General features: G+C 51.1%; 18 protein-coding genes and 1 riboswitch. Of the genes, 7 read left to right on the forward strand and 11 right to left on the reverse strand.

What is annotated here, in order from left to right; all coding sequences use genetic code 11:
- Positions 1-50: 50 nt before the first annotated feature.
- The 4 genes from M975_RS11765 to thiM form a co-directional block, all read right to left on the reverse strand.
- Complete coding sequence (locus M975_RS11765) at positions 51-1,205, reverse strand: mandelate racemase family protein (RefSeq protein WP_064512349.1); 1,155 nt, start codon at positions 1,203-1,205, stop codon at positions 51-53.
- A gap of 960 nt (positions 1,206-2,165) precedes the next feature.
- Complete coding sequence (fbaB, locus tag M975_RS11770) at positions 2,166-3,218, reverse strand: class I fructose-bisphosphate aldolase (protein WP_064559551.1); 1,053 nt, start codon at positions 3,216-3,218, stop codon at positions 2,166-2,168.
- A 175-nt stretch (positions 3,219-3,393) separates the two neighbouring features.
- Positions 3,394-4,203 carry a bifunctional hydroxymethylpyrimidine kinase/phosphomethylpyrimidine kinase gene (thiD, locus tag M975_RS11775; RefSeq protein ID WP_064559553.1) on the reverse strand — a complete coding sequence of 270 codons (810 nt, stop codon included), beginning with the start codon at positions 4,201-4,203 and terminating at the stop codon, positions 3,394-3,396.
- A complete protein-coding gene (thiM, locus tag M975_RS11780; RefSeq protein WP_064559555.1) occupies positions 4,200-4,988 on the reverse strand; it encodes a hydroxyethylthiazole kinase in 789 nt (262 codons plus the stop codon). Before thiM ends, thiD begins: the two co-directional genes overlap by 4 nt.
- A 36-nt stretch (positions 4,989-5,024) precedes the next feature.
- A riboswitch (TPP riboswitch) is annotated at positions 5,025-5,121 on the reverse strand.
- A gap of 414 nt (positions 5,122-5,535) precedes the next feature.
- Here thiM and M975_RS11785 point away from each other — a divergent pair.
- From M975_RS11785 to M975_RS11805, 5 genes are all read left to right on the forward strand, one after another.
- Positions 5,536-6,462 carry a transporter substrate-binding domain-containing protein gene (locus M975_RS11785; protein WP_064559558.1) on the forward strand — a complete coding sequence of 309 codons (927 nt, stop codon included), beginning with the start codon at positions 5,536-5,538 and terminating at the stop codon, positions 6,460-6,462.
- Between the two features lie 300 nt (positions 6,463-6,762).
- Positions 6,763-8,958, forward strand: coding sequence for an EAL domain-containing protein (locus M975_RS11790; protein WP_064559560.1), 2,196 nt, complete (start codon positions 6,763-6,765; stop codon positions 8,956-8,958).
- Between the two features lie 47 nt (positions 8,959-9,005).
- Positions 9,006-10,484, forward strand: a complete 1,479-nt coding sequence (locus M975_RS11795) for a GGDEF domain-containing protein (protein ID WP_157093373.1) — start codon at positions 9,006-9,008, stop codon at positions 10,482-10,484.
- A gap of 87 nt (positions 10,485-10,571) precedes the next feature.
- Complete coding sequence (locus M975_RS11800) at positions 10,572-12,995, forward strand: DUF3772 domain-containing protein (RefSeq protein ID WP_064559564.1); 2,424 nt, start codon at positions 10,572-10,574, stop codon at positions 12,993-12,995.
- Positions 12,996-13,232: 237 nt separating this feature from the next.
- Positions 13,233-13,730 carry a hypothetical protein gene (locus M975_RS11805; RefSeq protein WP_064559566.1) on the forward strand — a complete coding sequence of 166 codons (498 nt, stop codon included), beginning with the start codon at positions 13,233-13,235 and terminating at the stop codon, positions 13,728-13,730.
- A gap of 42 nt (positions 13,731-13,772) precedes the next feature.
- Here M975_RS11805 and M975_RS11810 read toward each other — a convergent pair whose 3' ends face one another.
- From M975_RS11810 to M975_RS11825, 4 genes are all read right to left on the reverse strand, one after another.
- Complete coding sequence (locus M975_RS11810; RefSeq protein WP_064559568.1) at positions 13,773-15,572, reverse strand: carbon starvation CstA family protein; 1,800 nt, start codon at positions 15,570-15,572, stop codon at positions 13,773-13,775.
- 825 nt (positions 15,573-16,397) lie between these two features.
- A complete protein-coding gene (locus M975_RS11815) occupies positions 16,398-17,639 on the reverse strand; it encodes a cytochrome c (protein ID WP_064559570.1) in 1,242 nt (413 codons plus the stop codon).
- Positions 17,636-18,190, reverse strand: a complete 555-nt coding sequence (locus tag M975_RS11820; RefSeq protein ID WP_064559572.1) for a (2Fe-2S)-binding protein — start codon at positions 18,188-18,190, stop codon at positions 17,636-17,638. The genes M975_RS11815 and M975_RS11820 overlap by 4 nt, the downstream gene beginning before the upstream one ends.
- Positions 18,187-20,976, reverse strand: coding sequence for a xanthine dehydrogenase family protein molybdopterin-binding subunit (locus M975_RS11825; protein WP_064559574.1), 2,790 nt, complete (start codon positions 20,974-20,976; stop codon positions 18,187-18,189). Before M975_RS11825 ends, M975_RS11820 begins: the two co-directional genes overlap by 4 nt.
- A 203-nt stretch (positions 20,977-21,179) precedes the next feature.
- Here M975_RS11825 and M975_RS11830 point away from each other — a divergent pair, with 203 nt between their 5' ends.
- Together M975_RS11830 and M975_RS11835 are read left to right on the forward strand one after the other, a co-directional pair.
- Entirely contained in the window at positions 21,180-21,770 is a 591-nt protein-coding gene (locus M975_RS11830) for a nucleotidyltransferase family protein (RefSeq protein WP_064559576.1), read from the forward strand.
- Positions 21,757-22,725: an XdhC family protein gene (locus M975_RS11835; protein WP_064559578.1), complete on the forward strand. Its 969-nt coding sequence runs from the start codon at positions 21,757-21,759 to the stop codon at positions 22,723-22,725. The genes M975_RS11830 and M975_RS11835 overlap by 14 nt, the downstream gene beginning before the upstream one ends.
- 92 nt (positions 22,726-22,817) lie before the next feature.
- Here M975_RS11835 and M975_RS11840 read toward each other — a convergent pair whose 3' ends face one another.
- The 3 genes from M975_RS11840 to M975_RS11850 all read right to left on the reverse strand — a co-directional run bounded on the left by M975_RS11840 (position 22,818) and on the right by M975_RS11850 (position 25,789).
- The gene (locus M975_RS11840; RefSeq protein ID WP_064559580.1) at positions 22,818-23,288 is read right to left on the reverse strand and encodes a YehS family protein; all 471 of its coding nucleotides are present in this window, start codon (positions 23,286-23,288) and stop codon (positions 22,818-22,820) included.
- 90 nt (positions 23,289-23,378) lie between these two features.
- Positions 23,379-24,107 carry a two-component system response regulator BtsR gene (gene btsR / locus M975_RS11845; RefSeq protein WP_064559582.1) on the reverse strand — a complete coding sequence of 243 codons (729 nt, stop codon included), beginning with the start codon at positions 24,105-24,107 and terminating at the stop codon, positions 23,379-23,381.
- Positions 24,101-25,789 carry a sensor histidine kinase gene (locus M975_RS11850; protein WP_064559584.1) on the reverse strand — a complete coding sequence of 563 codons (1,689 nt, stop codon included), beginning with the start codon at positions 25,787-25,789 and terminating at the stop codon, positions 24,101-24,103. Before M975_RS11850 ends, btsR begins: the two co-directional genes overlap by 7 nt.
- Positions 25,790-26,269: the final 480 nt, after the last annotated feature.

Consider the following 26,269-nt stretch of genomic DNA (forward strand, 5'->3'; position numbering starts at 1 on the left):
GTGGAGATTGCCCGGCGTCTTTCGCGCCGGGATTATTATTTTTACGGCTGTTAGTCTTTGCTTACGGTATGTGTTTCGATATACGAGAAATTAATGTCTTCACCCAGGCCCGGGCGTTGTGGCAGATGCACAAAGCCATCGGCATCCATCGGGTCAACAATGCTGTTCAGGTACGCTGCTGGCTCATCGTATTCGAGGAACGGGTGCAGTAAACCGCGCTCGTACCAGCGGCAATTACGAATTGCGCCCACTACTGCGAGGCTTGCCGCACCATTGCCATGAACTTCGCAGTCCATGCCGAAGGACTCAGCAAGTGCAGCCACTTTCATGGTTGGCGAAATCCCGCCCACGCCATTGGCACCCGCACGCAGGATGTCACACGCGCCAGCCTTCACCCAGTCTGCGCGGCTATGGTGTTTACCACCGAGGCTTTCCGGCCCGACTACATCAATGGATAAGTTTTCTGAAAGCCAGACGTAAGACGCCATGCTCTCTTCTTCCATCGGCTCTTCGAACCACGCAAAGTTGAGTTTTTCCAGCGCTTTGCCGATGTACAACGCCTGACTACGGCTGTACCAGTGGTAGCCATCAAGCATTAAATCGATGTCCGGACCGACGGCTTCGCGCACGGCAGCGCACGCTTTGACATCCATTTTCGGGTCTGGCGCGAAGGCAACCGGTGGCATCCAGGTATGGAGTTTTATAGCTTTGTAACCACGAGCGACCAGCTTTTCAGCGAATTGGCCGAACTCGTCCGGGGTGGATAAACCGCCTTCCAGTTCATCGCCGCACATGGTGCTGCCATAGGCCGGGACTTTGTCGCGGAAGCCACCGAGTAACTTGTAAACCGGCACTTTTAGTTTGCGGCCAATCAAGTCCCACAGCGCTTGTTCAACAAATGAGAGTGCGCGTTCAGTGAGTTGGTGTGCGCTGCCGCGCTGCCAGTGCACCAGGTCTTGCCAGATGCGCTCGCGGTTAAACGGGTCTTGCCCGACCAGCACTTTACGGAAGAAGGCATTGACCACATAAGGGCGCACCACTTCCGGCGGCGCGAAAGAGTAACCGCAATCACCTTCATCGGTGGTGATCGTCAGCATCGCCATTTTTGCAAGGCTCTCCGGCCCTGGGTGAGAATGGCCTGCGCTGTCAGAAACGCGGCGGGTTGGGTAAGTAAAAACGGTTACGTTTACGGATTCTATTTTCACGGCTGTTAGTGTCCTTTTGTGATTTTAAAACAGCGTTTCACCATCTACTGTATGCGTAAAAAAGCACCTTCGCCTCGTTCAAAGGTGCCTAAATGGGGGTGATTTTTTGGTCATATGCACAAGGTGGCGTGATGTTTTTCACAAATTGTTATGAAATTGTGACGGGGATAACGAGGGGGGTGAGTGGTATTGCGTGAGTCTAACCTAGTCCGGTCTGGTGATTTTCCGTTCACCCTAGTGTGCGGTTCCTATGACGGAACGGTGATTTTCCGTTCACCTGAACGTTATTCGATCCCACATCTATCGGTGAACGGTGAACGTGCCAAGGAGAGAACGCCCTCTCCTTGGCAATCCTGGCGCCCGGCAAGTCAATCGCCGCTTTGCGGTAAACACCGTTTTTTACCCAACATTCGCGGTCGTTCGCGATTCGGTTATTCGGCACATCCGTGTGCCGAACCACTTCGTGGCCAACGCAAGCGTTGTTCAAAAATGTTCCTGACATTTTTGTCCGGCGATCGCTCTCTCACGTGGTTCCCGACCACGTGACCACGACTGAAGGGTAAAAACCGGCGCGGTTGAAGCCGGGAACAAGGGCAACGTCAAAACCTAAAGTCAAAAGCCGAATCGATTTTGACCTTGAGTCCCGGTATAAATTGCCCCAGCGTTGCCCATAAGTAAGGGTTGAGCTGCCGGGAGCAGCGAAAGAGAGCGATCGCCGGGAGCGAGTCGCGAACGACCCTGAACGTTGGGGATAAGCTGGGGTTTACCGCGTAGCGGCAATTTAATCACCGGGCGACGGGGTCGCCAGGGGGATGTCGTTATCCACCTGGCACGTTCACCGTTCACTGATATCTGTGGGAACGAAGAACTCTCAGGTGAACGGAACATCACCGCACTCCCATAACCTTAAACGTTCCGGCGAACGGAAAACAGCCAGGCTTGCAGACTCAAGCCCCCTCATCACGCTATCCCCACCTTCCCATCCAGATACACATCCTGCACCGCATTAATCAACTTCACCCCCTCAGACATGGATCTCTTGAAGGCTTTGCGCCCCAGAATCAGCCCCATGCCACCCGCACGCTTGTTAATGACAGCGGTACGCACTGCATCTGTCAGGTCAGTTTCCCCGCCTGCGGCACCACCGGAGTTAATCAGCCCTGCGCGGCCCATATAGCAGTTCGCAAGTTGATAACGCACCAGGTCTATCGGGTTATCACTGGTCAATTTGGTGTACACGCGATCATCGGTATAACCAAAATTCACCGCTTTGTAGCCACCGTTATTTTCAGCCATTTTCTGCTTCACGATATCGGCACCAATGGTCGCCGCCAGGTGGTTGGCCTGCCCGGTGAGATCGGCGCTAACGTGGTAATCCACGCCATCTTTTTTGAAATCAGGGTTACGCAGATACGCCCAGAGAACGGTGACTAACCCCAGTTCATGCGCACGCTCAAACGCCACAGAGATCTCTTCAATCTGGCGGCGTGACTCTGGTGAACCGAAGTAAATCGTCGCGCCTACCGCCACCGCCCCCATGTTGAAAGCCTGCTCGACGCTTGCGTACAGCGTCTGGTCAAAAGTGTTTGGGTAGCTGAGGGTTTCGTTATGGTTAAGTTTGACGAGGAAAGGAATGCGGTGAGCATAACGGCGCGACACCGACGCCAGCACGCCATAGGTTGAAGCAACACAGTTACAGCCCGCTTCAATCGCCAGTTCAACAATATTCTTCGGGTCAAAATAGAGTGGGTTTGCCGCAAACGATGCCCCGGCGGAGTGCTCCACACCCTGGTCGACAGGTAAAATAGAAAGGTAACCGGTGCCGGCCAGTCGCCCGGTGTTATACAGCGTCTGCATATTTCGTAGCACCGCTGGTGGGCGGTTGTTATCCACCATCACGCGGTCTACATAATCTGAGCCTGGCAGATACAGCTGGTCTGCCGGAATAGTCATACAACGATGCTGTAACAAGCTGTCGGCGTCTTTGCCAAGCAACTGTGCAATATCAGTCATAATACGCTCCCATAAGTTCAGCGAGCACCCTGCCCGCCGAGGATGGATTCTCCTGGCCTGCTTTCGGTGAAAACAGGCAGTCCTAATCCTGGTCGTGAGTGGCGTCCTTTGCCACTCCGGGAGCACTTTTGGTTGCTTTTGCGCTGTAACGCTTTCCAGACGCGTGCTTAAGCCACTACCACCACTCGTGAAAATGGTGCACCGGCCCAATCCCGTTTCCTACTTCCAGTGAATCTGCCTGTTCTAACGCCTGAGATAACCACTTTTTCGCCGCATTGATGGTTTGCGGCCAGTCGTTATAACGTGGATACAGTGCGGCAAGCGCGGCGGAAAGCGTGCAACCGGTGCCGTGGGTATGGCGGGTTTGCACACGCGGCGCAGTAAAACGTTGTGCGCCATCGCGGGTAAACAGCCAGTCTGGGCTTTGTGCATTATCCAGATGCCCGCCTTTCATCAGCACGGCTTTGCAGCCCATACCTAAAAGCGCTTCACCCTGCTCTTTCATCTCATGTTCATTACGAGCATGTGACGCACCCAGCAACGCTGCGGCTTCCGGCAAATTCGGGGTAATCAGCGCGACCTGTGGCAACAACTGGCGCCGTAAACTTTCCACCGCTGAAGGGGCTAACAGTGCATCACCACTTTTTGCCAGCATCACGGTATCCAGCACCACGTTATGCGCCTTGTAAAATGCCAGCCCGTCAGCCACAGCCTCGACAATATCCGTTTCCGCCAGCATACCGATTTTAATGGTGTCGATACGTACGTCGCTCAACACCGATTCCAGTTGCGCGACAACAAACGCTGGTTCTATGCGATAAACAGACTGCACACCGCGTGTGTTTTGTGCCACCAGCGCGGTGATCACGCTGGTGCCGTACGCACCCAGCGCGGAGAAAGTTTTCAGGTCAGCCTGAATACCCGCGCCGCCACTTGGATCAGTGCCAGCAATGGTGAGGGCGTTAATGCGTTTAAGCGTTTTCATGCCAGCTCCCCCGCATTAAGTAAGTAGAGTTCGTCGAGAAATGCCGGAATAAAACTCCCTGGTCCCCGGCTGGCGGCAATAGCCTGCTCGCCTGCACGTTTCATAAACCGGCAAGCTGCCGCGACGTTATCAAGGCGCTCACCGGGCAATGAACAGCAGGCAGCAACCACGGCGGAAAGCGCACAACCGGTGCCGACCACGCGCGTCATCAACAGACCACCACCGTCAACACGCCATGCGTTTTCACCGTCGGTGATGTAATCGCGCTCGCCTGTCACGGCGACAACTGCGCCAGTAAGTTGCGCGAGTCTGACCGCCGCCGGGAGTGCGGAAAGCACATCATCCGCGCTATCCACACCACGCCCCGCAGAGTGCTCACCCGCCAGCGCCAGAATTTCCGAAGCATTGCCACGGATAGCAGCAGGTTTAAGCGCGAGAACATCAAAAGCAAATTGTGTGCGAAATGCCAGGCCACCCACCGCTACCGGGTCGAGTACCCAGGGTGTGAAAGATTCATTGGCAGCATGAATGGCGGCAAGCATTGCGCCACGGCGTTCGGCCGTCAGCGTGCCAATATTAACCAGCAGTGCGCTGGCAACGGGGCTAAATTGCGCGGCTTCTTCGGTTTCAATCACCATTGCAGGGGACGCGCCAAGGGCTAGCAAAACGTTGGCCGTAAAACTCTGTACGACATCGTTTGTCATGCAGTGAACAAGTGGGGAATGGTGGCGTAAATTCTGTAAAACCGAGGCGGCACGCGTGCCGGGTAGCAGGTCAGGTTGCATCTTAAAAGCTCCTGCCCGGCGTGAAGAAGGGATGACCTGGCAGGCATCTGACTTCCCTACGCTGGCATTATCCAGATCAGGTGGTACGGGTATTTCTCAGCCTTCACAAAGAAGGGCACCCCGAGTCATGTGGTACTTATTAGCTTACTTTTGCCAGAGTAGGGGAAGTGACATGCCCGTGCAAGCCTGTCGTCCCTTTGGCTACCCTCGAGTACATAACAAAGACTACAACGCTCCTAATTTCCATTTTCGCGCTTTTATATGCCATTGGTTATTTTACCACTGGTGAAAACAATAACAGATCGTATTTATTAACTTAGTTCTTACTGAATGACTTAAAGGCCCGATGTTATATAACCATTCATCTTTAGAAGATACAGGTTGAACCAGTGGCGATGAGTTTTAAGATATAACAGAATTGGCAACCGCAGGCTTTATGTGTATAACTAGCCACGACGACAAAATCTAAATAGATTTAGTTAAAGAACACATAAACTCAACATCTTATCTAAAAAGAAAAAACAAAATCACGCGCGGAACAGACAGAATGACAAAAACAGTTAACTGGTTAAGCATATGTGTTTTTTTTGTTTCAGGTCTGTTTGTACAGACCGTTGAAGCTCAAGCATCAAAAACGATCGAAAGCATAACAAATTCGCATCAAATTAATATCGCCTACCGCGACGCCCCTCCTTTTTCTTATAAAACAGCAGATGGAAAAGTCGTTGGTTACGTCATTGATTTATGCAATGTCATTGTCAGTGATATAAGTAAACACCTTAACATTCGCGATCTGAAAGTTAATTATATTGATAATAAATACTTGCCAGAAAGAGATGAGTTATTGCGTGATCAAAAAGTTGACATGATCTGTTCAGTCAATGCAAATGTTGCCGAATGGAAGAATCTGGCTGATTACTCTATTCCGTATACCTATTCCTGGACCCGATTCGCGACATTAAAAGATAAAAAAATCACCAATATTGAACAATTAGCCGGACATACCGTTAGTGTTACCGCAGGTTCAGTTGATTCGATTGCGCTCAACAAAGCGAACCGTGAGCTTGGCCTGAATATCCTGGTGATAACCACTCCGACCATGGAGAAGGCTTTTGAGCTAATGCATGACGGCACAACATCCGCAGCCTTCATTAATGACATCTCTTTAAAAGAGATTGTTGAGGGGCAAACCGATAAATCATCATTTTACATTAGTGCAAAAGGTGTCGGGAAACCGCAGTTTTTCGTTATCCTGTTACCGAATGGTGATAATGAATTTAAGTCGCTAGTCAATCAAAGCCTGTGTAAAATTCGTAATTCACATGATTTCGCAAAAATTCACGACATCTGGTTCAATAGCCCGATTCCTTATTTAAAACTAAACCTGCAAAGCCCTTTTTCAGAAGAGATGGAGCAGGAACTTGCCCTCAATGGCAATTGCAACCCGGTCACAAAAATCACTACTAATGAGTAAGTATTCAGGAGTGAATTAGAACAAATGAAACCCTAAAGTTTAGGTTCTATACAACCTGATTTGGTTTAATGTTCATTTACGGGCAGCCTGCTATTATATAATGCCGGATTATAATTATTGAAATAGTGTAATTAATATCGGTTGGAAATTAACGGCATGTTATAAACATTGTTATGAGAATGTATATCGCAGCTTAAGGAAAAGCGTGCAAAAATACATACTCCAGAAATTACGGATGTCCAGTTGAGCAAAAAAAATCACAATACCGGGAACAGCGTCTCCCTTCACGATAGGGGACATATGCCACTGACAATTATGGCTTTGCCTGGTGGTATAAAAAAACATTTTGTACTCTGTATTTCATTTTTTCTGCTTTACCTGCTTGCTGATACATTGAGTAGCAGCATTCAGATCATCGGTGTTTCGCTCAAGCTCTATGATCTCACCCTACCCGTGATTTCAGCCCTGCTCGTTTTATACAGCTTCAGAGCCCTTCCTACGTTAGGCCTGTTTGCACTTTACTCTTTCTGTAGTCACCCGCTGTCACATTTTCTGTATACCATTGCTCAACTCATGGCTGCTTTAACCAGCTATACGATCTATTTTTATGCCGCAGGGAAAAGAAGCATCGTGAGTTTTGGCCGCAGCCAACTCAGTGCGCAACGCATTATTTGGATGATATGTGTTAATACCATTGTGTTCACACTGCTCCACCAACTCATACTGCAAAAAAGCCATTTTTTCGCCACTTTTGATGAAAAAATCTGGAGCATACCGACCCTGATCAGCATGCAATGGATGATGACTTCATGCCTGACAGGTATTCCATTCTGTTATCTTATTCTCCGCGCCTGTTACAAACCTGTTTGGTTTTTCAGCTACCTGAAACAATTAAAAGAGATTATTATTTTCGGGCCGAAGGCGGTCTACCAGATCGTGTGGATATTGCTGTTAGTCGGGCTAATGTGTTGCCTGGTTTACATAAAACGAGATGACATTATTTTCACAGATTACTCTCTGGTGTGGCTTCTACCCGTGATGCTTTGGGGGGCAATATGCCTCGGGCATGCTTTGATCGCCCCCCTTTGGGTGCTGATGCTTATTCTGCTGAGTGATTCTATTGATAATTATATCACTCTGGAACGCACATTTACGGTTGACCACTATATTTTCCACCTGGCACTGGCATCATCAGTCATATTTGTATTTTCGCTGACGATAGTGATCGTTGGGGTAATGACGACACGTATTCGAAAATATATTCGCCACCTTAAACGTATCTCTTTATCTGAGCCGCATACCGGGCTACCCAATTTACAAGCACTGAAAAATGATATTATCCGCCTTAACAGTGTAAGGTTATGCATGCTCCAGTGCCCGGAGTTAAATACTCTGACACAGAATCATGGGATTGCATTCCGTTTTGAATTTGTTAAAGCCGTTGTACGCTATTTAAACCCATTATTGTCGGACAACGAGAAAATATATTACAGCCCGGGTTATGGGATACTTTTGCGCCTGGACAGTATCAATGTTGACCGCATTGATTCCTACTATCAAGCCATGTCAGCGTTCCGCTTCTCATGGGAGGAGATGAAGCTAGGCCTGAACTTTGGCATAGCGCACACGGTTTATGACCAAAGTGTGAATAATCTATCGCATATGGTCGGGCTACTTAATGCCAGTACCTTCATCTCTCTACAGCAAGGCAAGCCTGAAGCGTTAAATCTCACTTCAAGTGGAGATGATGCAATGAGTATCGGCGTCATACGCCATTATCTGCAAAAGTCGATAGACCGCCAAAGTTTCGTACTGGTTGCCCAGCCAATTGTTTCGACAAAGGGGCATGAGAAGTACCATGAAGTACTGATACGAATGAAGATGGCGGGTAATAAATTGTGTTTCCCCAATACATTTTTACCTCTTGCGTATGATGCAGGCCTGCTCGCAGAAGTTGATATGGCAGTCATTGAACAAACATTCCGCTTTATTAATTCGCTTGATGAAGAACATGCAAGCAGCCGCTTCTCAATAAACCTTACCCCACAGTCTTTGATAAAAAATGATTTCCAGGACAGGTTGTATGCGCTATTTAAGGCCTACTCCATTCGCCCAGACCGCATCATCTTCGAAATCATTGAGTCTGATATCATTGATAGTATTAACGCATCACGGGTGTTACGTGAACTCCGTAAACTGGGCTGTAAAATTGCTATTGATGATTTTGGTACAGGTGAGTCCAGTTATTTGCGCCTTAAAAATTTAGAAGCTGACATTCTCAAAATAGATGGTTCATTTATCAGAAATGTTGTTGAGAATGAATTCGATCGTTTTACCGTCATGTCATTTTGTGAAGCGGCGAATTTTAAAAACCTGGAAGTCGTGGCCGAGTTTGTTGAGAATGAAGAGATTGAAAAGATGTTGGTAACCATGGGGGTCGGTTGGCTTCAGGGCTATCATACCGGGAAACCTGCGCCCATCGAATCTCTGTTTTAGTGTAAATAGAGACCCATGTACAAGTGTGTTATTGAGCTACTAACGATTTGTGTAAATTAAGTGCCCCCATAAGAAATGGACAGATTATGATACGTTCTCTTCAATATTTTTCTTGCAAGCGTTACCCACTGGTGACTTTATTTGTAGCTAATGTGGTCACAGCAATTATTGGTATTTTAGAGAGATTAGAAGGTCCATTTTCCCTGGTGTGGGTGACAAATGCGGTCTCAATTGGCTTATTGCTGCGTTTTTATCCGCGCGTAAGCTGGCATCATTTTGCTGTTTGCGCGGTGGGGATGGTGGTTCCCGACTTGCTGGCGGGGACGGCTTATCACCAGGTTTTAATAATGACAAGTGCGAATGTGCTCACCATCTGGTTAGGTTGGCTGTTTTTGAACCGCTTCGCATCGCGTTCTGAAAACTCCGAATGGCTCTCGACACTTTACTGTGTTCCCCAGTGGTTATTACTTTGCCAACCTTCCCTTATCATTGGCTCTTTATTGGGTGCCGGTGGGTTGTTCTTTATGTTTGATAAGCCTTACTTACAATCGGCTATTTTTTGGTATCTTAACGAATCACTTAATTTCATTGTTTTCTTACCCGTTATCCTGGCGATCCCAAAAGTCATTAAATCGTCTGAGGGTGACCTTTTAAGTATTTTCCTGCATATCCTTCCTTCAGCCTTACTTCTGTTCGTTTTCATTTTCATAAAAAATGAAATGTACTTTTTGATGGCGTCAATATTGATTATCCCTACCATTGTCTGGCTGGCACTGTCAGGGAACTTATTCCTCACTACTTTTGGTATCAGTATGAATGGTGCCTTCTTCTTCATGTGGATTGTTCATTCATCTCATCGGCACTTACATTTTTCCGAAAACATCTATGTGGCGATTGTGAGAATTGTTGTCACGGTGCTTGCGCTGTGCGCATTGACCATTGCTGTGGCGATTTCTGAGCGCGATAAACTTTATTCAAAAATATCTGAACTGGCTGATAACGATGATTTGACCGGTATTCTCAATCGTCGAGCATTTATGAATGCGGCAGAGCACACCATAGCGTCACTGAACAAAGACCAACGCTGCGCGATGATTTTAATTGATCTCGATTACTTCAAAAAAGTGAATGATGAGTTAGGCCACCAAAAAGGCGATAAAGTCTTAATCGAATTTTGCCGTTTGGTAAAACTCTGTTTACCCGCTAAACAATTGTTTGGCCGGGTCGGCGGTGAAGAGTTCGCGCTACTACTGTCGAATGAGTCTGATAAAAGCCATGAAGCGCTGACAGATTTAATTGTTACTGAAATTGGCAAAAAGCCGCTGATCATTGATAACGAGCCATTACCTTTAACCATCAGCGCCGGTATGGCGAAGTGGGTTGAGGGGCAAAAATATGAAATATTGTTTAAACATGCCGATCAGGCGCTGTACCAGGCAAAAAACAATGGCCGCAACCAATGGCAGGAGTATCAACATAACGAAACGCTTCAGGCACCTGCCAGCCTGATACCATCGGTAACATAAACAGATTAACCCTGGTTGGTTTCCGGCGAATAACGCGTATCCTTAGCGGATTATTTTTACGATTCGATTTATCGGAAACAACCTTCTATGCGTAAAACGTTAAGAATGCCGCTGCTATTGCTGGCATTGTTGTCCTGTTTAATGATGGCACCCTTCCTGTCTCAGGCAGACGAGTCCACCGGGCAATCTGCCACTGAAGAGCCGGCAAAGGTTAATGCCAACACGGCACTTCCGGCGCTGCAAAAGCGACTGGACTCACTTAAACAGCGCGTATCCGCGGCAAAAACCGATAAACAATTCACCAGCCTGAACGATGATTCGCAAAAGTTGGTGGCCGAAGCCGACAAACTTGCCGTTGCGCTGGCACCGCAATTAACTCAAGTTCAGGCGCAGCTGGATGTTCTGGGACCGGCTCCAGCCCCGGGAACGCTGACTGAAACGCCACAGGTTGTTAGCCAGCGCAAACAACTCAACAACAGCAAAACATTGCTCACGACCCAAATTGAGCAAACTAAAGCGATTGCGGTAGGCGCGCAAAACCTCTCGTCACAAATTTCCGGCTTGCGCCGCGACGCGCTGAAAACACAAATCGCGCTGAACACCGGCAGCATTCTTGGTGAAAAATTTTGGTCCCCCGTCTTTCAACCCAACGATAAAGATGCGGCTCGTTTTGGCGAGTTCGGCGCTCAGGTTGGAAGCGCCTGGGATGAGGCCTGGAGCGAAGAATGGCGCCTGGGCACCGGCATCTATCTTCTCTTAGCATTAGGCATTGGGCTGTTTGGCCGCCACGCGTTGGATAAACCCATGAACTGGGTGCTACCACGCTGGCTACCACAAGGTCGTTTCCGTCGCAGCTTCCTGGCCTGTTTCACCACGTTAAGCACCACGCTGACGCTGGGTATTTGCATGCAGCTGTTGTGCTATATCTTTACGCGCCTGCCCGATACCTCCCCATGGATCCTTGAATTTGCCGATCAACTGGTCGAGCTGACCTATTTTTCCGCCGTGATCGCAGGCCTGGGTATCGCCCTGCTGTCGAATAACCACCCTTCCTGGCGTTTGCCGGGGATTGCCGATCCGCTGGCAAAAACCCTCGCAACCTTCCCGATTTTACTGGCAACGTTCATCTTTCTTTTCGGCATCATTGAACAGTTGAACGCGCTGGTTGGCGCAAGTATCGACGCCACGCTATTTGGCAACGGCCTTTCTGCACTATTAGTGGCGCTAAACTGCCTGGTCGCTCCACTTCGTGTGAACCGTATACGCCGGAAAATGCGCGCTGAAGGGGAACAAACCGAAGCGCGTTCCACTGTTGCGGGTCTGATTCACCTGGTCATCAGCCTGACCGCTTTCGTTATTCTGCTGGCGCTGTTGATTGGCTACATTCCGCTGGCCCGTTTCGTCACCTTCGAATTGTTGTGGATTGGCCTGGTGGTGTGCAGTCTGTATCTGCTGATTCATTTCGTGGTGGACTTGTGTGAAGCCGTGTTTTCACCGTCAACGCACAGCGGGAAAATCCTCAAAAGTACACTTAGCCTGAATGACCGCTACCTCTCGCTTGCGGCGACACTTTTCTCCGCACTGGGTAAAACGTCACTGCTGTTAATGGCAGCGGTTGCGCTGCTTAACGGTACCTTCGGTACCACGACGCCGATGGAACTGCTGGCCAAAATCGCCGATATGTGGGGCGGCAAAGGCCTTGAAGGGATGAACATCATCCCGGCACACGCCCTTAATGCGGTTCTGTGTCTGGTGGTTGGTTGGTATGTCCTGCGCTCCACGCGCCGCTGGCTGGATAACGATTTCCTGCCAAAAACCAATATGGACCGTGGTCTGCGCGCGTCCCTGGTGACACTGTTCACCAACGTCGGCTACGTGCTGATTATCATGCTAACCCTATCCATGTTGGGTATTGAATGGAACAAACTGGCGTGGATAGTCAGTGCCTTATCGGTGGGTATCGGTTTTGGCTTGCAGGAGATTGTGAAGAACTTTATCTCCGGCCTGATTCTGTTGACCGAGCGCCCGGTAAAAGTGGGTGACCTGGTGAGTATCAGTGGCGTTGAAGGTGATATTCGCCGCATCAATGTGCGTGCCACCGAGATTCAACTGGGCGACAAATCCACGGTTATTGTGCCGAACTCGCAGCTAATTTCGCAGAACGTGCGTAACGCAACGATGGGGAATGCACAAGGTGTCGCCACGATTACGCTGACCTTCCCGCTGGATATCGACCCTGAACAGGTGCGCAACTTGTTGCTCGAAGCCTATAACCTGCATGAGTCGATTCTGGAAAACCCAGCGCCATCAGTCAGCTTTAAAGAGCTGGGGCCAACCGGGATTGTGTTAAGCGTAACCGGCTATGTGAACAGCCCACGTATGGTGAGTTCAACGCGCAGCGATTTGTTATATGAAATTCTTAAGATGCTGCGCGCGGCAGGTATCAGCCTGAGCCAGACGCAAACCATGATCCTTGAGCAGCCGGCAAATAAAGCTGTCACTGTGGAATAATCAGCAAAGCCGCTGGCGTCTGTGCGCCAGTGGCCTTTCGAATGTAAGAGCTAAAAACAACTCTCACCGGCTAATCATTATTTTTAAGAATACTTACCGAAATCACATTCATCAATTTGATTTATATCAACAACGGCAGACGCACTCAGCAGCATTATCTCGCCACGCAAATACATTCCACTTCTTAAACTTTCCCTATGGGCAATAATTAAGAATACCTAATATATAAGAGAGTTAATGATGAACAAATTTAACGTAGTAGTTGCAGCCCTGGTGGGCGGATTAGTGTTATCTCCAGCAGCAATGGCACTGGATTTAGCTAACGGTAGCTGGAAAGGTGCGGGTGATTCAGTAAAAGTCGTGGTGAACAACAAAGCCGTAACCATCAACGGTAAAAAAGCGACCCGAACCATTAACAATCCTGATTTTGCAGAATGGAAAGGCGCGGGCTACACCCTGAGTTTCACCCGTAGCGGTGATGAAATGAGTGGCGAATGGTCTGCACCGCATAAACATGGCGCACTGCAACAAGTTAGCAGCACCAGCACCAGCACCACCAGTGCGAAGAAACTCGAGAAGAAAGATCTGATGGACTTAACGACCAGCCAGGTAGAAGCAAAACTTAAAGCGGCAGGCTGGAAAGAAGTGTACCCGTATACCGAATACACCCTGAACGGCCAGCGCGTGAAGATTCAATATCGCGCCGATCACGCTAATTCTGTCATTTTTCAGTAAGTAAAAAGGCCGGTCACGGATGACCAGCCTCAAGTTTAGCTATCAGGAAAGCAATTCAATCGGCTCCGAATTCCCGCGGGCACGCCACAGCACGAACCAGCGTTGAACCGACGCCACCATAATCACCAGCCCAAGCGCTACCATCACAATCGAAATCGTACCGTTGAAGATGTTGAAACCTTTGGCAGCACTGTTGAAGTAGACGTTCTTCACCATCCAGTACGCCGCGTAGTTTACCGTGACATACAGGTATGACAGCGGTACCAGGCAAGTCAGCACGTACCAGCGTTTTTCAGACATCCGCAGGATAATGGTCGCGCCAATCATCAGGCCGATAGAGGCCATTAACTGGTTGGATACACCAAACAATGCCCAAACTGAGTTGATGTCGCCCGAGTTCAACAGGTAACCCCACAGCACACAGGCAACGATGCTGCAACCAATCGCGCCCGGCATCCAGTTAGTGCGTTTGAGCGGTGCCCAAATGTCGCCGAGGAAATCTTGCAGCAAATAACGTGCAACGCGGGTACCGGAATCTACTGCCGTCAGAATAAATACCGCTTCAAACATCACCACGAACTGGAAGAAGTAAGACGCAAGGTGGCTGAACCATGGAATGCGGGTGAAGATATCTGCCATGCCGACTGCAAGCGTCACTGCCCCGCCGGTACGCCCGTATAAATCCAGGCCGATAGACTCGCTAAGCTGCGGCAAATTCACCACGCTCATCCCCAAGCCAGCAAACACTTCAGGTGAGGAGTTAATCGCAAAGTAGTCTGCCGGGTGCAGCGCGGTTGCGGCGATTAACGCCATCACACCGACGACACACTCCGCAAGCATCGCGCCAAAAGCGACAGGCAGAATATCGTTCCACTTATCAATTTGCTTAGGCGTGGTGCCGGAACCGATAAACGCATGGAAACCAGAGATTGCGCCACAGGCGATGGTGATTGAGATAAATGGCCAGACCGGACCGGCCAGTACCGGACCATTACCGTGGATAAATTGCGTCACCGCCGGGAATTGAATTTCCGGGTTGATAAACACCACGCCAATGACCAGCGCACCGAACACGCCGATTTTCATAAAGCTTGAGAGATAGCCACGCGGCGTCAGCAGCATCCACACCGGCAGCGCCGTGGCGAAGAAAGCATAGAATGGCAGCACCAGGCTCACCGTTGAAGCACGCAGGCTCAGCCACTCCCCGAAAGAGGATTCCTGAATATAGGGGCCAATCACCACGCAGGCGAAAATCACGATAATGCCAACCCAGGTCGCACCGCGCATGCTACCGGTATACCGCTCCCACAAGCCGACGCAAATCGCGACTGGAATCGTCATGAAGACCGCGAAGGTTCCCCATGGGTTACGTTCCAGAGCGTGAACCACCACCATCGACAAACCCGCCATGGTAATAGTGATAATGAACAACATGGCAAGACCGGTACACCAGCCAGCCACCGGGCCGAGTTCCGCTTTTGCCACTTCTGAGAGTGACTTACCACGGTGTTTCATCGACGCGAAAAGCACCACGGTGTCATGCACCGCGCCGCCTACCACACAACCAATCAGCAGCCATAAGAAACTTGGCAGGTAACCGTATTGCGCCGCAAGTACCGGGCCGACCAGTGGGCCCGCTGCGGCGATTGCCGCAAAGTGGCTGCCAAAGTTAACCCATTTTTTAGTTGGGACGTAGTCTTTGCCGTCCTCAAGAATATGTGACGGTGTGATTTCAGAGTCATCAGCGTTCAGCACTTTACGGACGAAAAACACCCCGTAAAGGCGATAGCAGATGGCAAGAATGCACAAAGTCGCGATAACAAAAGTTAGTGCGTGTTGCATAACCCACTCCAGAGCCAAAGATAAAAAGTTCAGCGCTATGCTGGCATGGGTTGGATACGCAATAAGCGGGAGTTTTGGTGAGCGGTTGTATTGGTGTTTGAGCGGTTAGAAATGGGGGGGGGAGTGGTATTTCGTTCACCCTAGTGTGCGTTTCCTATGACGGAGCGGTGATTTTCCGTTCACCTAAACGTTATTCGATCCCACATCTTTCAGTGAACGGTGAACGTGCCAAGGAGAGAACGCCCTCTCCTTGGCAATCCTGGCGCCCGGCAAGTCAATCGCCGCTTCGCGGTAAACACCGTTTTTTACCCAACATTCGCGGTCGTTCGCGATTCGCTCCCGGCGATCGCTCTCTCACGTGGTTCCCGACCACGTGACCACGACTGAAGGGTAAAAACCGGCGCGATTGAAGCCGGGGACAAGGGCAACGTCAAAAGCTAAAGTCAAAAGCCTGGCTGGTTTGGGCTTTGACCTTAGTCCCGGTATAAATTGCCCCAGCGTTGCCCATAAGTCAGGGTTGAGCTGCCGGGAGCAGCGAAAGAGAGCGACCGCCGGACAAAAATGTCAGGAACATTTTTGAACAACGCTTGCGTTGGCCACGAAGTGGTTCGGCACACGGATGTGCCGAATAACCGAGTCGCGAACGCCCCTGAACGTTGGGGATAAGCTGGGGTTTACCGCGCAGCGGCAATTTAATCACCGGGCGACGGGGTCGCCAGGGGGATGTCGTTATCCACCTGGCACGTTCACCGTTCACTAACCTATGTGGGATCAGTGAACTTTCAGGTGAACGGAACAATCACCCTTCTGGCATAAGCACCCAGTTTACTTCTCCACCCTCAGCGCCTTCACCTGCTCCGCCGTCACATCCCCCGGCAAACCACCCCACGTCACGCGCAGATAATTCACCAGCTCCGCGACTTGATCATCGTTCAGACGCTCACCGAAGCCCGGCATACTTTGCATGCTTTCGCCGTTCGGGAAGTTCTGTGCAGGCAGGCCATCGAGCACCGAAACAATCAGGTTTTTGGCATCCGGCTGGCGCAGCGTCGCATTGTTCAGCATCGACACCGCAACGTGCGGTTTGCCCTCACCTTCACGGGCATGGCATCCAGCGCACTGGTCGAGATATGTCATCCGCCCGGATTCGTTACCGTTGCCGAGTGTTGCAGGCACCGCGGCTGGCGGCGCTTTGCCCATCAAATACGTTGCCATCGCTTTCTGATCGGCAGGCGTCAAATGCTGAGTACTGAGGTCAACCACCATATGCATTTCGCTAAACGCGCTACCTTGCGGGGCAATCCCAGTAGTCAGGAATTGCTGTACATCCTGCGGTGTCCAGCCACGTTGCGCTAACGCTTTTGGCGTGATGTCAGGTGCCATAAAGCGCCCTAACTCCCCTCCCTGCATCGCTTTATCGAGCTTCATTTGGCCCAATAATCCGCGTTCAGTATGGCATTCGCCGCAGTGCCCAAGCACATCCGCCAGATAACGCCCACGATGCCAGTCAGCAGAATTACCCGTTGAAATGGCAGGTAAAGGATCTTTATCGTGGAACATAATATTCCAGCCAATCAACGCAATACGCTGGTTGAACGGGAAGGCCATTTCGTTATCCGGCGTTGCCACATCCACCGCCGGGCGCGTCATCAGGTACGCATAAATATCATCTGAATCCTGGCGCGAGATGTTTTTATACGAGGTATAAGGCATCGCCGGGAACAGATGACGCCCGGTTGGGGTAACGCCTTCGGTCAGCGCTTTGTAGAAATCATCTTTCGTCCAGCGGCCAATACCGTAATCAGCAGAAGGTGTCAGGTTGCTGCCGTAAATCGTGCCGTATGGGGATTCCAGCGGGTAGCCGCCAGCTAATGGAGCACCGCCAGAAGCTGTGTGGCAAGCCGCACAGTCAGCCGCTTTAGCCAGATAACTACCGCGTTCGATTTGCTCTTTGCTGGCGGTGACTTTCTGCACCGGGCCGTCATACGTACGGTACTCCCGCCAGTACAAAATCGCCACAACAATGGCGACCACCGCCAGCACAATGAGTGCGAGACGTTTTTTCATTTCACCGCCTCCTTCACCAGCCCCGGCGTTTTCAGCACCACATCGCGCACCGCTTCGTAGTAACGCACATAACCGGTACAGCGGCAGATGTGGTTCTCCAGCGCAGTAGAAATCGCCCCTTCAAGCTCTTCACGTGCAATCGGTTCACGTTTCAGCTTCTCAACAAAAATCGTTGCGGCGTTCACAAAGCCCGGCGTGCAGTAGCCACACTGGAAACTGTAGTGATCGAGAAATGACTGCTGAATGGGCGACAGTTCCACCACTTCGCCCTGCTCATCGACTTTAGCGTGGCCTTCCACGGTGCGGACTTTTTTGCCGTTAAAGAAATGAGCGCCCGTAATGCAGGTGCGCACTTCTTCACTGGTGCCGCTTGGGTTGTCGACAATCGCCACACAGGCGTGGCAAATGCCCTGCCCGCAGCCCAGGCGTGAACCGGTCAGATAGACATATTCGTGCAGGAAATCGATCATCATCAACCCTTCCGGCACATCAATCGGGCCGTAGGGTTTGTTGTTGATGGTCAGGTTCATTGGTTTAGTTGTGATGCTCATGGTAATACCTCACGAATATTTTCAGCACGGACGGGCAAATCACGGAAACGGTGGCCGGTGGCATCGGCAATCGCATTCACAATCGCGGCGACAACCGGGATCATCACGACTTCAGCCATGCCTTTTGGTGGGTCAGTTTCCGAAAGCGCGGGGAGGATATCGCCAGTCTGTTTCCAGACCGCCACATCGCTGGCACGCGGCAGGTGATAACGGTTGAAGTTCCATGTCCCGTTGCCTGGTCCGTCTTCATAGAGAGGTAAATATTCGTGTAGTGCGTGGCCAATACCCATCGCCAGGCCGCCCTGCAGCTGCCCGGAAACCAGTTCCGGGACGATTAGATTGCCGCACTCCATAATCGAGTGGTGGTTCAGCAGTTCGACATCGCCGGTTGCGAGACTGACCGCCACTTCCGCCAGCGTGCCGACGGCGCTGTAATAGGTCACCGCCGCGTTGTTACGCTGCGTTGGCGGGTAGTAAACATGTTCCCGGGCAAGGGTGGTGAACTCTCCGGTGCCGTTACGCACGGAAAGCCCGTCCACAGGCAGGCGTTTGCTTTGTTCACCGATTTTAAAGTCCGCTTCTGCCCACTGCCAGCGGTTAAAGACGTGCACCGCAGCACCGGTCATCAGGTTCATTTCGTGGGCTTTTTTAGCCAGCAATTCGAGGCTTAAGATTTCCATTCCGGCGGCGGTTAAACCACCTTCCACCCAACGGGCGTCTTCGATGCGCACCACCAGCGGTGCGGCCTGACCACCACCGATTCCGGTGGACCAGATAGCCATTGCCGCAGGCCACAAACCATGCTCAAACACTAAACGCGCCGCTTCACGCGTGCTGTGTGAGAAGTAATACGCCGAGTTACTGGCACTTGATGGCGAGCAATAAGACGGCGACCAGGAAGGATTGGCAGACAGTTTGTCTTGATCTTCCTGAGACATAATGTACGGGTCGCCGCTGGTAACAACCGGCAGAGAACTCCAGTCGGTTACCGAGAAATGCGCTTCGTCTGCCGGTTTGCCCAGCCATTGGGCGCACAGCACGGATTGTGATGTCGACATGCCGGTGCCCATTTCCGCACCACTGTGATGCAAGGCAATACGCCCATCGGCACCGACTTCCACGCGCGCAAAGGAGGTTTCCGCCCCGGTACCAAAGTCTTTTTGTACGCAGCCAAAGCCCACGCCATAACGTTTGCCTGGGTTCTTCATTTCAAATTCGGCTTTGCGTTCGGCACGTTTCAGCCAGATTTCATGTTTTGCCGCTTTCGCCAGCACTTCATCAACCCGAATCGCCCCGGCAGGGATCGCGCCCTGGGTGTTTTTCATGCCTGATTTCAGCGCGTTGCGCATCCGGAATTCAATCGGGTCGATATTCAGTTGCGCAGCAATTTCATCCACCATCATTTCAGTGGCGGCCATACTTTGCAGCGTGCCATAACCACGAGCGGAACCCGCGTCGATGGCACGAGAAGCCACGCCCACTGCCGATAAATCACTTTTCGGGAAGTAATAAATAGATTGTGCCGCCGTGGCACCCACCATCGAAACTGACGGGGTAAAGTTGCTGCGCCCGCCGCCGTTGGCGGTCATGTCGCCCAAAAATGATTGCAGGATGCCGGTCTTTTTATTCACCGCGATGGTGTAATTCATATCGAACGCGTGGCGTTTGAGTGCGCTCTGGAACTGCTCGTAACGGTCGTTCGCCAGGCGCACCGGGTGACCGTCGCCATACATTGCGGCAACCGCACCGTAATACGGGAAGTTGTAGTGATCTTTTGAGCCATAACCCACGGTGTAACACGGGTGCAGAATCAGCTGTTTTACCGGCTGCGTGCGTTTTGCCAGCATGCGTGGCATTTCGTCTGCCACTTCCTGTGGGGATTGCGTCGGCACCACCATATGCAGTGTTTGCGTCGCTTCATCGAACCAGCCGTTGGCGTTATCCGGCTCAAGTGCTGCGGTGTCGATAGATTGTGTGGTGTAGCGGCGTGACAGCACCAGCCAGTCTTCCGGCGGGTTCTTCAGTTCATCGGCAATCATGCCTGCGTAATACATGCCTTCCTGATCCAGCTTGCCGCCTTCGCGCCCTTCAGGCCAGACCGGCAGATGCTTTTTCATCGACACCGGGAAGATAGGCATGTCTTTCAGGCTGGAGAAGTGATCGTCGTCCTGCGAAGTGGCACCACCGACGCGCACAAAGCGGAAGGTGCCCCACGGGTCACGCTCAAGCGGGCCGGTTTCGGCACCGTACTGGATAACTTCGTCTTTAAATTTCAGTTTGTCTTTGGCAAAGCGGAAACGGGCAAAATCGTGGTAAATCAGGATGGCAACAGCTTGCCCAAGATATGCCGGCGTTTTGCCGGTCGGCAGCAGCATGTCTTCACCATAGAACGCCGGAAATGCCAGGCCATCACGCGCCAGATCTTCGGCGGTCACCAGACGATCGGGTTTCAGATCATCACCCAATAAAGCCAGATTGATACCGCTAAACAACCTGTCGGCTTTGGTGGTGCGCAAAATAAAAGCATGTGCCTGTTTCTGCGGCCAGTGCGGCATGTCTACCGCGCGAATATCGCGGGCAAAGACTTTCTGCCCCATCACTTTTGATTTCCCGTCAATTCGGAAACGGATGCGCTTGTTTTTGGCATCCCAGTTCGGCGAATGAAGGATTTTTTGTTCAAATAGCGCGGCATAAGCACGGCTATAGAGAGGGGCAAGATACACCGCGACTCCGGCAACCACCGCGCGTTTAATAAAACTGCGCCGTGATGGATTAAAATTGCTCATAAAACGTCCCGTTTAAAATTATTATTGTCTTTTTTTCAAACAATTATGCGTAGATCTTATACATTTCCGTAGTGAATATAAGTATATATATTTAAGCTAAATCATGTGAGAATTAACATCTCATTTTCATAAAAAAAACATTGTTGCGCAAATTACTCATGGTATTGCGTAATCAGAAAGGCAGTGAGGAATAAGCCTTGAATATGAAAGCAGGCATTCTTATTGCCGCTGCAGGGTGTGCTGAACGCTTCAGAAAAGCGGGGGGAGAAGGTAACAAACTGAATGCGTTGCTCAACAACGACAGTGTGTTTGCGCAAACGCTACGCCATGCGCAAGCATCTGGTCTGGAAGTGCATGTTGTGACTCGCCCGGAAAATACTCATATTCAAGCGTTGTGCCATGCGCAACAGGTTCCCGTGACACTCATTGCCAGTGCCGGTTTGGGTGAGTCGATTGCCGCGGGTGTTTGCGCCACTGCGCACTGGCAAGGCTGGCTGATTCATCTGGCCGATATGCCTTTTGTAGCGCCAGCTTTGTTTATCGAGGTCGCAGACGCGCTGGAGTTTCACACGCTTGCACGACCATGTGTGGGTGAACACCCCGGTCATCCAGTCGGTTTCGCACGCCAGTGGTTTGAAAAACTGAGCCAGCTTTCAGGCGACAACGGTGCCCGTGAATTGTTACGCGCTGAAGCTGTGCATCTCATCGCGGCTGGCGATGCCGACTCGCAACGTGATATCGACCTTCCATCACATCTGGCTCAAAGGAGTGAAAATAATCATGCAGCATCTTGATATCAGTGTGGTTCACCAGGCTTGTCGCTGGCTTGAGCAACAACCTGTCTGGCTCTGTACGGTATTAAACACCTTTGGTTCATCGCCCCGTTCACCGGGTGCGCTAATGGTTGCCACTGCCGACGGTCGCTTTTGTGGCTCGCTTTCGGGTGGTTGTGTCGAAGAGGATTTTTTACAACGAATCGCGCAGGGTGAGTACCAGCAAAGCAGCCAGGTTGTGCGTTACGGTGAAGGTGGGCTTGAGCCAGGCATCGCACTGCCCTGCGGCGGCGTGCTAGATATTCTGGTGGAGTATCTGCCTGCTCACTCAGGAAATGTGCAGTATCTCGAAAAGATGGCAGCTGCGCTAAATGGCCATTTTGCCTTGCAAAAACGTCTGACGCTCCCTGAGCCTTGCCGCCATCTGGAAGCCACCGAATTTGCCGATATCACTCAGGTTGAACGCAACGGGCAGCAAATTACCGTGCATGTTGCCGCCGCCCCACGTTTGCTGATTGCCGGGCTGTCGAGTGTGGCGCTCTATTGTGCTGACTTTGCCAGCTCGCTGGGTTTTGAAGTGTTAGTTTGCGAGAATCGCCCGGAAGCGCTGGAAAACTTTGCCGCTCTTCTGAAATCTGAAATCACGTTAATTAAACACTTCCCGGCGAACTATCTCGAACAGCACAGTTGCCACGCCAACACAGCGATTGTCGCACTCACCCACGATCCGCGTATGGATGACCTGACTTTAATGGAAGCGGTGAATACACCCGCATTTTACATTGGTGCAATGGGTTCGCAGAAGAACAGCGCCCGCAGGCTTGAGCGTTTGCAGACTATTGCGGAGTTTAGCCGGGAGGAACTGCAACGCATTCATGCGCCGATTGGTTTGCCGCTGGGAAGTAAAACTCCGGCAGAAATTGCGCTGGCGGTGATGGCTGATATCGTGAAGCGGAAGAACGAAGCGCGGGGATAGTTTGGAGGTCACAGCTTTATATCGGATGCCGCTGCGCGAATCTGACCTACAGCAGGGTGGATGTGCGCGAGCACCATCCACCGCAATAAATCTTATTTTTTCGCGACGTGTACGCGTGAAGTCAAACCGCGCAGGAAGTAACGCAGGAACTGGTCGCCGCACTCGCGGAAGTTTTTGTTCTCTGGTGCACGCATCATGGCGGTGATTTCTGGCATCGAGATACGGAATTCCTGCGAGGTCAGAATTTCCAGCACGTCATCAGTTTTCAAATCAAACGCAATACGCAGTTTTTTCAGGATGATGTTATTGGTCATCTTGCGTTCGATTTTTGGCGCAGGTTTGCTTTCGTCTTTGCCACGTTTGAAGTAAATCAGGCCGTTAAGGAAGTTAGCCATCAGAATGTCAGGGCAAAGTTTGAAGTTCTCTTCGTCTTCTTTTTTAGTCCAGCTAACAATTTGCTCAGCAGTCACGGCAGTGTCGGTCAGGGCGAAAATTTTCACCATATCGTCATTGCCCAAATTCAGCATGTAACGCACGCTGCGTAGTACATCGTTATTCATCATAGTTGGTGGTTCTCTCGTTCAAAATCTTGCAAAGCGGGCAGTATATCGGCATGACCGCATATACCCTACATAAAACTATATCCTTTTAAACTAGACCGCTTTCAACCCCAGCGCTTCTTTCAGGCTCTTTAAATAACGCCTGCTCACCGGGACAGACTGCCCGTCGCGCAGCATCAGTTCGGCTTGCCCACCCTCTTCAAAGCGGATCTCTTTGAGGTGCGCCATATTAACCAGATATTGCCGATGGCAGCGAACCAGCGGCGTGCGGCTTTCGAGCGTGCGTAACGTCAGTTCGGTAAACCCTTCACCCCCCTGCGCATGGGTCACATACACGCCACTCATGCGGCTGCTGGCGTACATCACCTCTTCCATTTGCAGCAGATAGATGCGGCTGCGCCCGGTACAAGGAATGAATTTGAGATCTTCCTGGTTTGGCGCAAGCAACGTCATATCCTGGTCAACGCGTTCATGGCGCAGGCGGTGCAGGGTTTTCTCGAGCCGTTTGCTGTCTATCGGTTTGAGCAAATAGTCAAAAGCGTGCTCCTCAAATGCCTGCACCGCGTACTCGTCAAAGGCGGTGAGGAACACGATGTAAGGGCGCTGTTCAGGATCGAGCATACTCGCCATTTCCAGCCCGCTGATGCGCGGCATCTGGATATCGAGAAACAGCACGTCCGGATGCAAGCGGTGTACCGCGCCAATCGCTTCCACCGCGTTACCACACTCCCCCACGACGTCAATGTCTGGCTCGTTTTGCAGCATGATGCGCAAATTCTCACGCGCCAATGGTTCGTCATCGACAATCAGCACTTTTAACATGGGGTTTCCTCCAGAGGTAAACGTAGGGTAATGCGGGTAAATCGGTCGGGTTCAACATCCACTTTAATGCCGCAGTCATCGCCATAACGAGCGCGTAGCCGTTTATCCACCAGACTCATGCCAAGCCCGCTGGCGCTGGTGTTTTCCTGATATAAACCGGCATTGTCTTCAATAGACAGATCCAAATGGTCACCCCACAGACAGGCATTAACGGTGATTTCACCCACGCCGAGCAACTGCGACGTACCGTGTTTAATGGCATTTTCGACAATCGGTTGCAGGGTAAAAGCGGGTAACCGAATTTGTGCCAGCTGGGGTGGCACATTCAGTTGTACTTTCAGGCGTGACTGAAAACGTGCCTGCTCAATTTGCAGATAGGCGTTCACATGTTCTATTTCATCCGCAAGGGTGACGATTTCGCTCGGGCGTTTTAAGTTTTTACGAAAGAAAGTTGAGAGATATTGCACCAGTTGGCATGCCTGCTCATTGTCACGGCGAATAACAGCGACCAGCGTATTTAAGGCGTTAAACAGGAAATGCGGATTCACCTGGGCATGCAGCAGTTTGATTTCAGACTGCGTTAGCATCTGCTTCTGGCGTTCATACTGCCCCGCCAGAATCTGGGCTGAGAGCAGCTGCGCGATGCCTTCGCCCAGCGTGCGGTTAATCGAACTGAACAAACGGTTTTTCGCTTCATACAGTTTGATGGTGCCAATCACCCGGCTGTTTTCGCCATACAGTGGGATAACCAGCGTGGAGCCGAGTTTGCAATGCGGGTGTAGCGAGCAGCGGTATGGCACCTCATTCCCATCAGCATAAACCACCTCCCCACGCTCAATGGCCTGCCAGGTATATTCAGAAGAGATGGGCCGACCTGGAAGATGGTGGTCCGCACCGATACCGGTAAACGCCAGCAGCTTTTCATTATCGGTGATAGCGACCGCGCCAATATCCAGCTCCTGATGCAGCACTTGCGCTACCTTCATGCTGTTTTCCTGGTTAAAACCCTGGCGCAAAATCCCTTCGGTGGAGGCCGCCACTTTCAGCGCGGTGGCCGAAAACGCCGAGGTGTATTTCTCAAGCATCGCCCGTTTATCGAGCAGAATACGCATAAACAGCGCGGCACCCACGGTGTTGGTCACCATCATCGGCGCAGCAATACTTTTCACCAGGTTCAACGCATCGGCAAACGGGCGGGCTATCAGCAAAATAATGCCCATCTGGAAAAATTCAGCCAGCAGCGTAATGCCACCTGCGGTCAGCGGGTTAAACAGCAAATCGCTACGGCCACGGCGAATCAGCAAACGGTGCAGCAGCCCACCAAGTAGCCCTTCTACAATGGTGGAAACCATGCAACTTAGCGCGGTCATGCCTCCCATCGAATAACGATGCAGCCCGCCGGTTAAACCCACCAGCCCGCCTACCAGCGGCCCACCGAGCAACCCGCCCATTACCGCACCAATCGCCCGTGTGTTAGCGATGGAGTCGTCGATATGCAGGCCAAAATAGGTGCCCATAATGCAGAAGATAGAGAACGTGACGTAGCAGAGTAATTTATGCGGCAAGCGTACAGTGACCTGCATCAGCGGGATAAACAGACGCGTTTTACTCATCAACCAGGCGATAACCAGGTAGACGCACATCTGCTGAAGGAGCAGTAACACCAGGTTAAACTCGTACATTACGTCCGCCATTGCGTGTTAAACGGCGCGTAACATACAACGATGTGGCTTAACTTTCTTTGAAGGGATTCAATAATTTTTGATTTTGGGAATAAATATCCCTCTCCCCCAGGCTGTCTCTTAGTCACATCTTTGTGAGAAGGGAGACAGTTCCGTTCACCCGATGTTCATTGTTTCATATAGCCACTGAACTGGTGAACGTCTTAGGGTGACCACCGTCGTCACCCTAAGAACCCGGACTCCCGGCAAATCAATCGCCGCAAGCGGTAAACACCGTTTTTCACCCAACATTCGCGGTCGTTCGCGACTCGTTCCAGACGATCGCTCACTCACGTGGCTCCCGGCCACGTGACCCCGACTGAAGGGTAAAAAACGGTGCGATTGAAGCCGGAACACAAGGTCAACGTCAAAACCTAAAGACCACACCGAGCCGGTTTTGACCTTGTACCCGGTATAAATTGCCCCAGTGTTCCCCATAAG

It is taken from the genome of Buttiauxella brennerae ATCC 51605 (assembly GCF_001654925.1).
GTDB lineage: Bacteria > Pseudomonadota > Gammaproteobacteria > Enterobacterales > Enterobacteriaceae > Buttiauxella > Buttiauxella brennerae.

What these genes read in the sequence shown, in the direction of transcription:
- M975_RS11785 (WP_064559558.1), top strand. Translation starts at nt 5,536, where the DNA reads ATGACAAAAACAGTTAACTGGTTAAGCATATGTGTTTTTTTTGTTTCA.
- M975_RS11790 (WP_064559560.1), top strand. Translation starts at nt 6,763, where the DNA reads ATGCCACTGACAATTATGGCTTTGCCTGGTGGTATAAAAAAACATTTT.
- M975_RS11820 (WP_064559572.1), bottom strand. Translation starts at nt 18,190, where the DNA reads ATGAGCATCACAACTAAACCAATGAACCTGACCATCAACAACAAACCC.
- thiD (WP_064559553.1), bottom strand. Translation starts at nt 4,203, where the DNA reads ATGAAAACGCTTAAACGCATTAACGCCCTCACCATTGCTGGCACTGAT.
- fbaB (WP_064559551.1), bottom strand. Translation starts at nt 3,218, where the DNA reads ATGACTGATATTGCACAGTTGCTTGGCAAAGACGCCGACAGCTTGTTA.
- M975_RS11815 (WP_064559570.1), bottom strand. Translation starts at nt 17,639, where the DNA reads ATGAAAAAACGTCTCGCACTCATTGTGCTGGCGGTGGTCGCCATTGTT.
- M975_RS11840 (WP_064559580.1), bottom strand. Translation starts at nt 23,288, where the DNA reads ATGATGAATAACGATGTACTACGCAGCGTGCGTTACATGCTGAATTTG.
- M975_RS11835 (WP_064559578.1), top strand. Translation starts at nt 21,757, where the DNA reads ATGCAGCATCTTGATATCAGTGTGGTTCACCAGGCTTGTCGCTGGCTT.
- M975_RS11825 (WP_064559574.1), bottom strand. Translation starts at nt 20,976, where the DNA reads ATGAGCAATTTTAATCCATCACGGCGCAGTTTTATTAAACGCGCGGTG.
- M975_RS11810 (WP_064559568.1), bottom strand. Translation starts at nt 15,572, where the DNA reads ATGCAACACGCACTAACTTTTGTTATCGCGACTTTGTGCATTCTTGCC.
- btsR (WP_064559582.1), bottom strand. Translation starts at nt 24,107, where the DNA reads ATGTTAAAAGTGCTGATTGTCGATGACGAACCATTGGCGCGTGAGAAT.
- thiM (WP_064559555.1), bottom strand. Translation starts at nt 4,988, where the DNA reads ATGCAACCTGACCTGCTACCCGGCACGCGTGCCGCCTCGGTTTTACAG.
- M975_RS11850 (WP_064559584.1), bottom strand. Translation starts at nt 25,789, where the DNA reads ATGTACGAGTTTAACCTGGTGTTACTGCTCCTTCAGCAGATGTGCGTC.
- M975_RS11800 (WP_064559564.1), top strand. Translation starts at nt 10,572, where the DNA reads ATGCGTAAAACGTTAAGAATGCCGCTGCTATTGCTGGCATTGTTGTCC.
- M975_RS11830 (WP_064559576.1), top strand. Translation starts at nt 21,180, where the DNA reads ATGAAAGCAGGCATTCTTATTGCCGCTGCAGGGTGTGCTGAACGCTTC.
- M975_RS11805 (WP_064559566.1), top strand. Translation starts at nt 13,233, where the DNA reads ATGATGAACAAATTTAACGTAGTAGTTGCAGCCCTGGTGGGCGGATTA.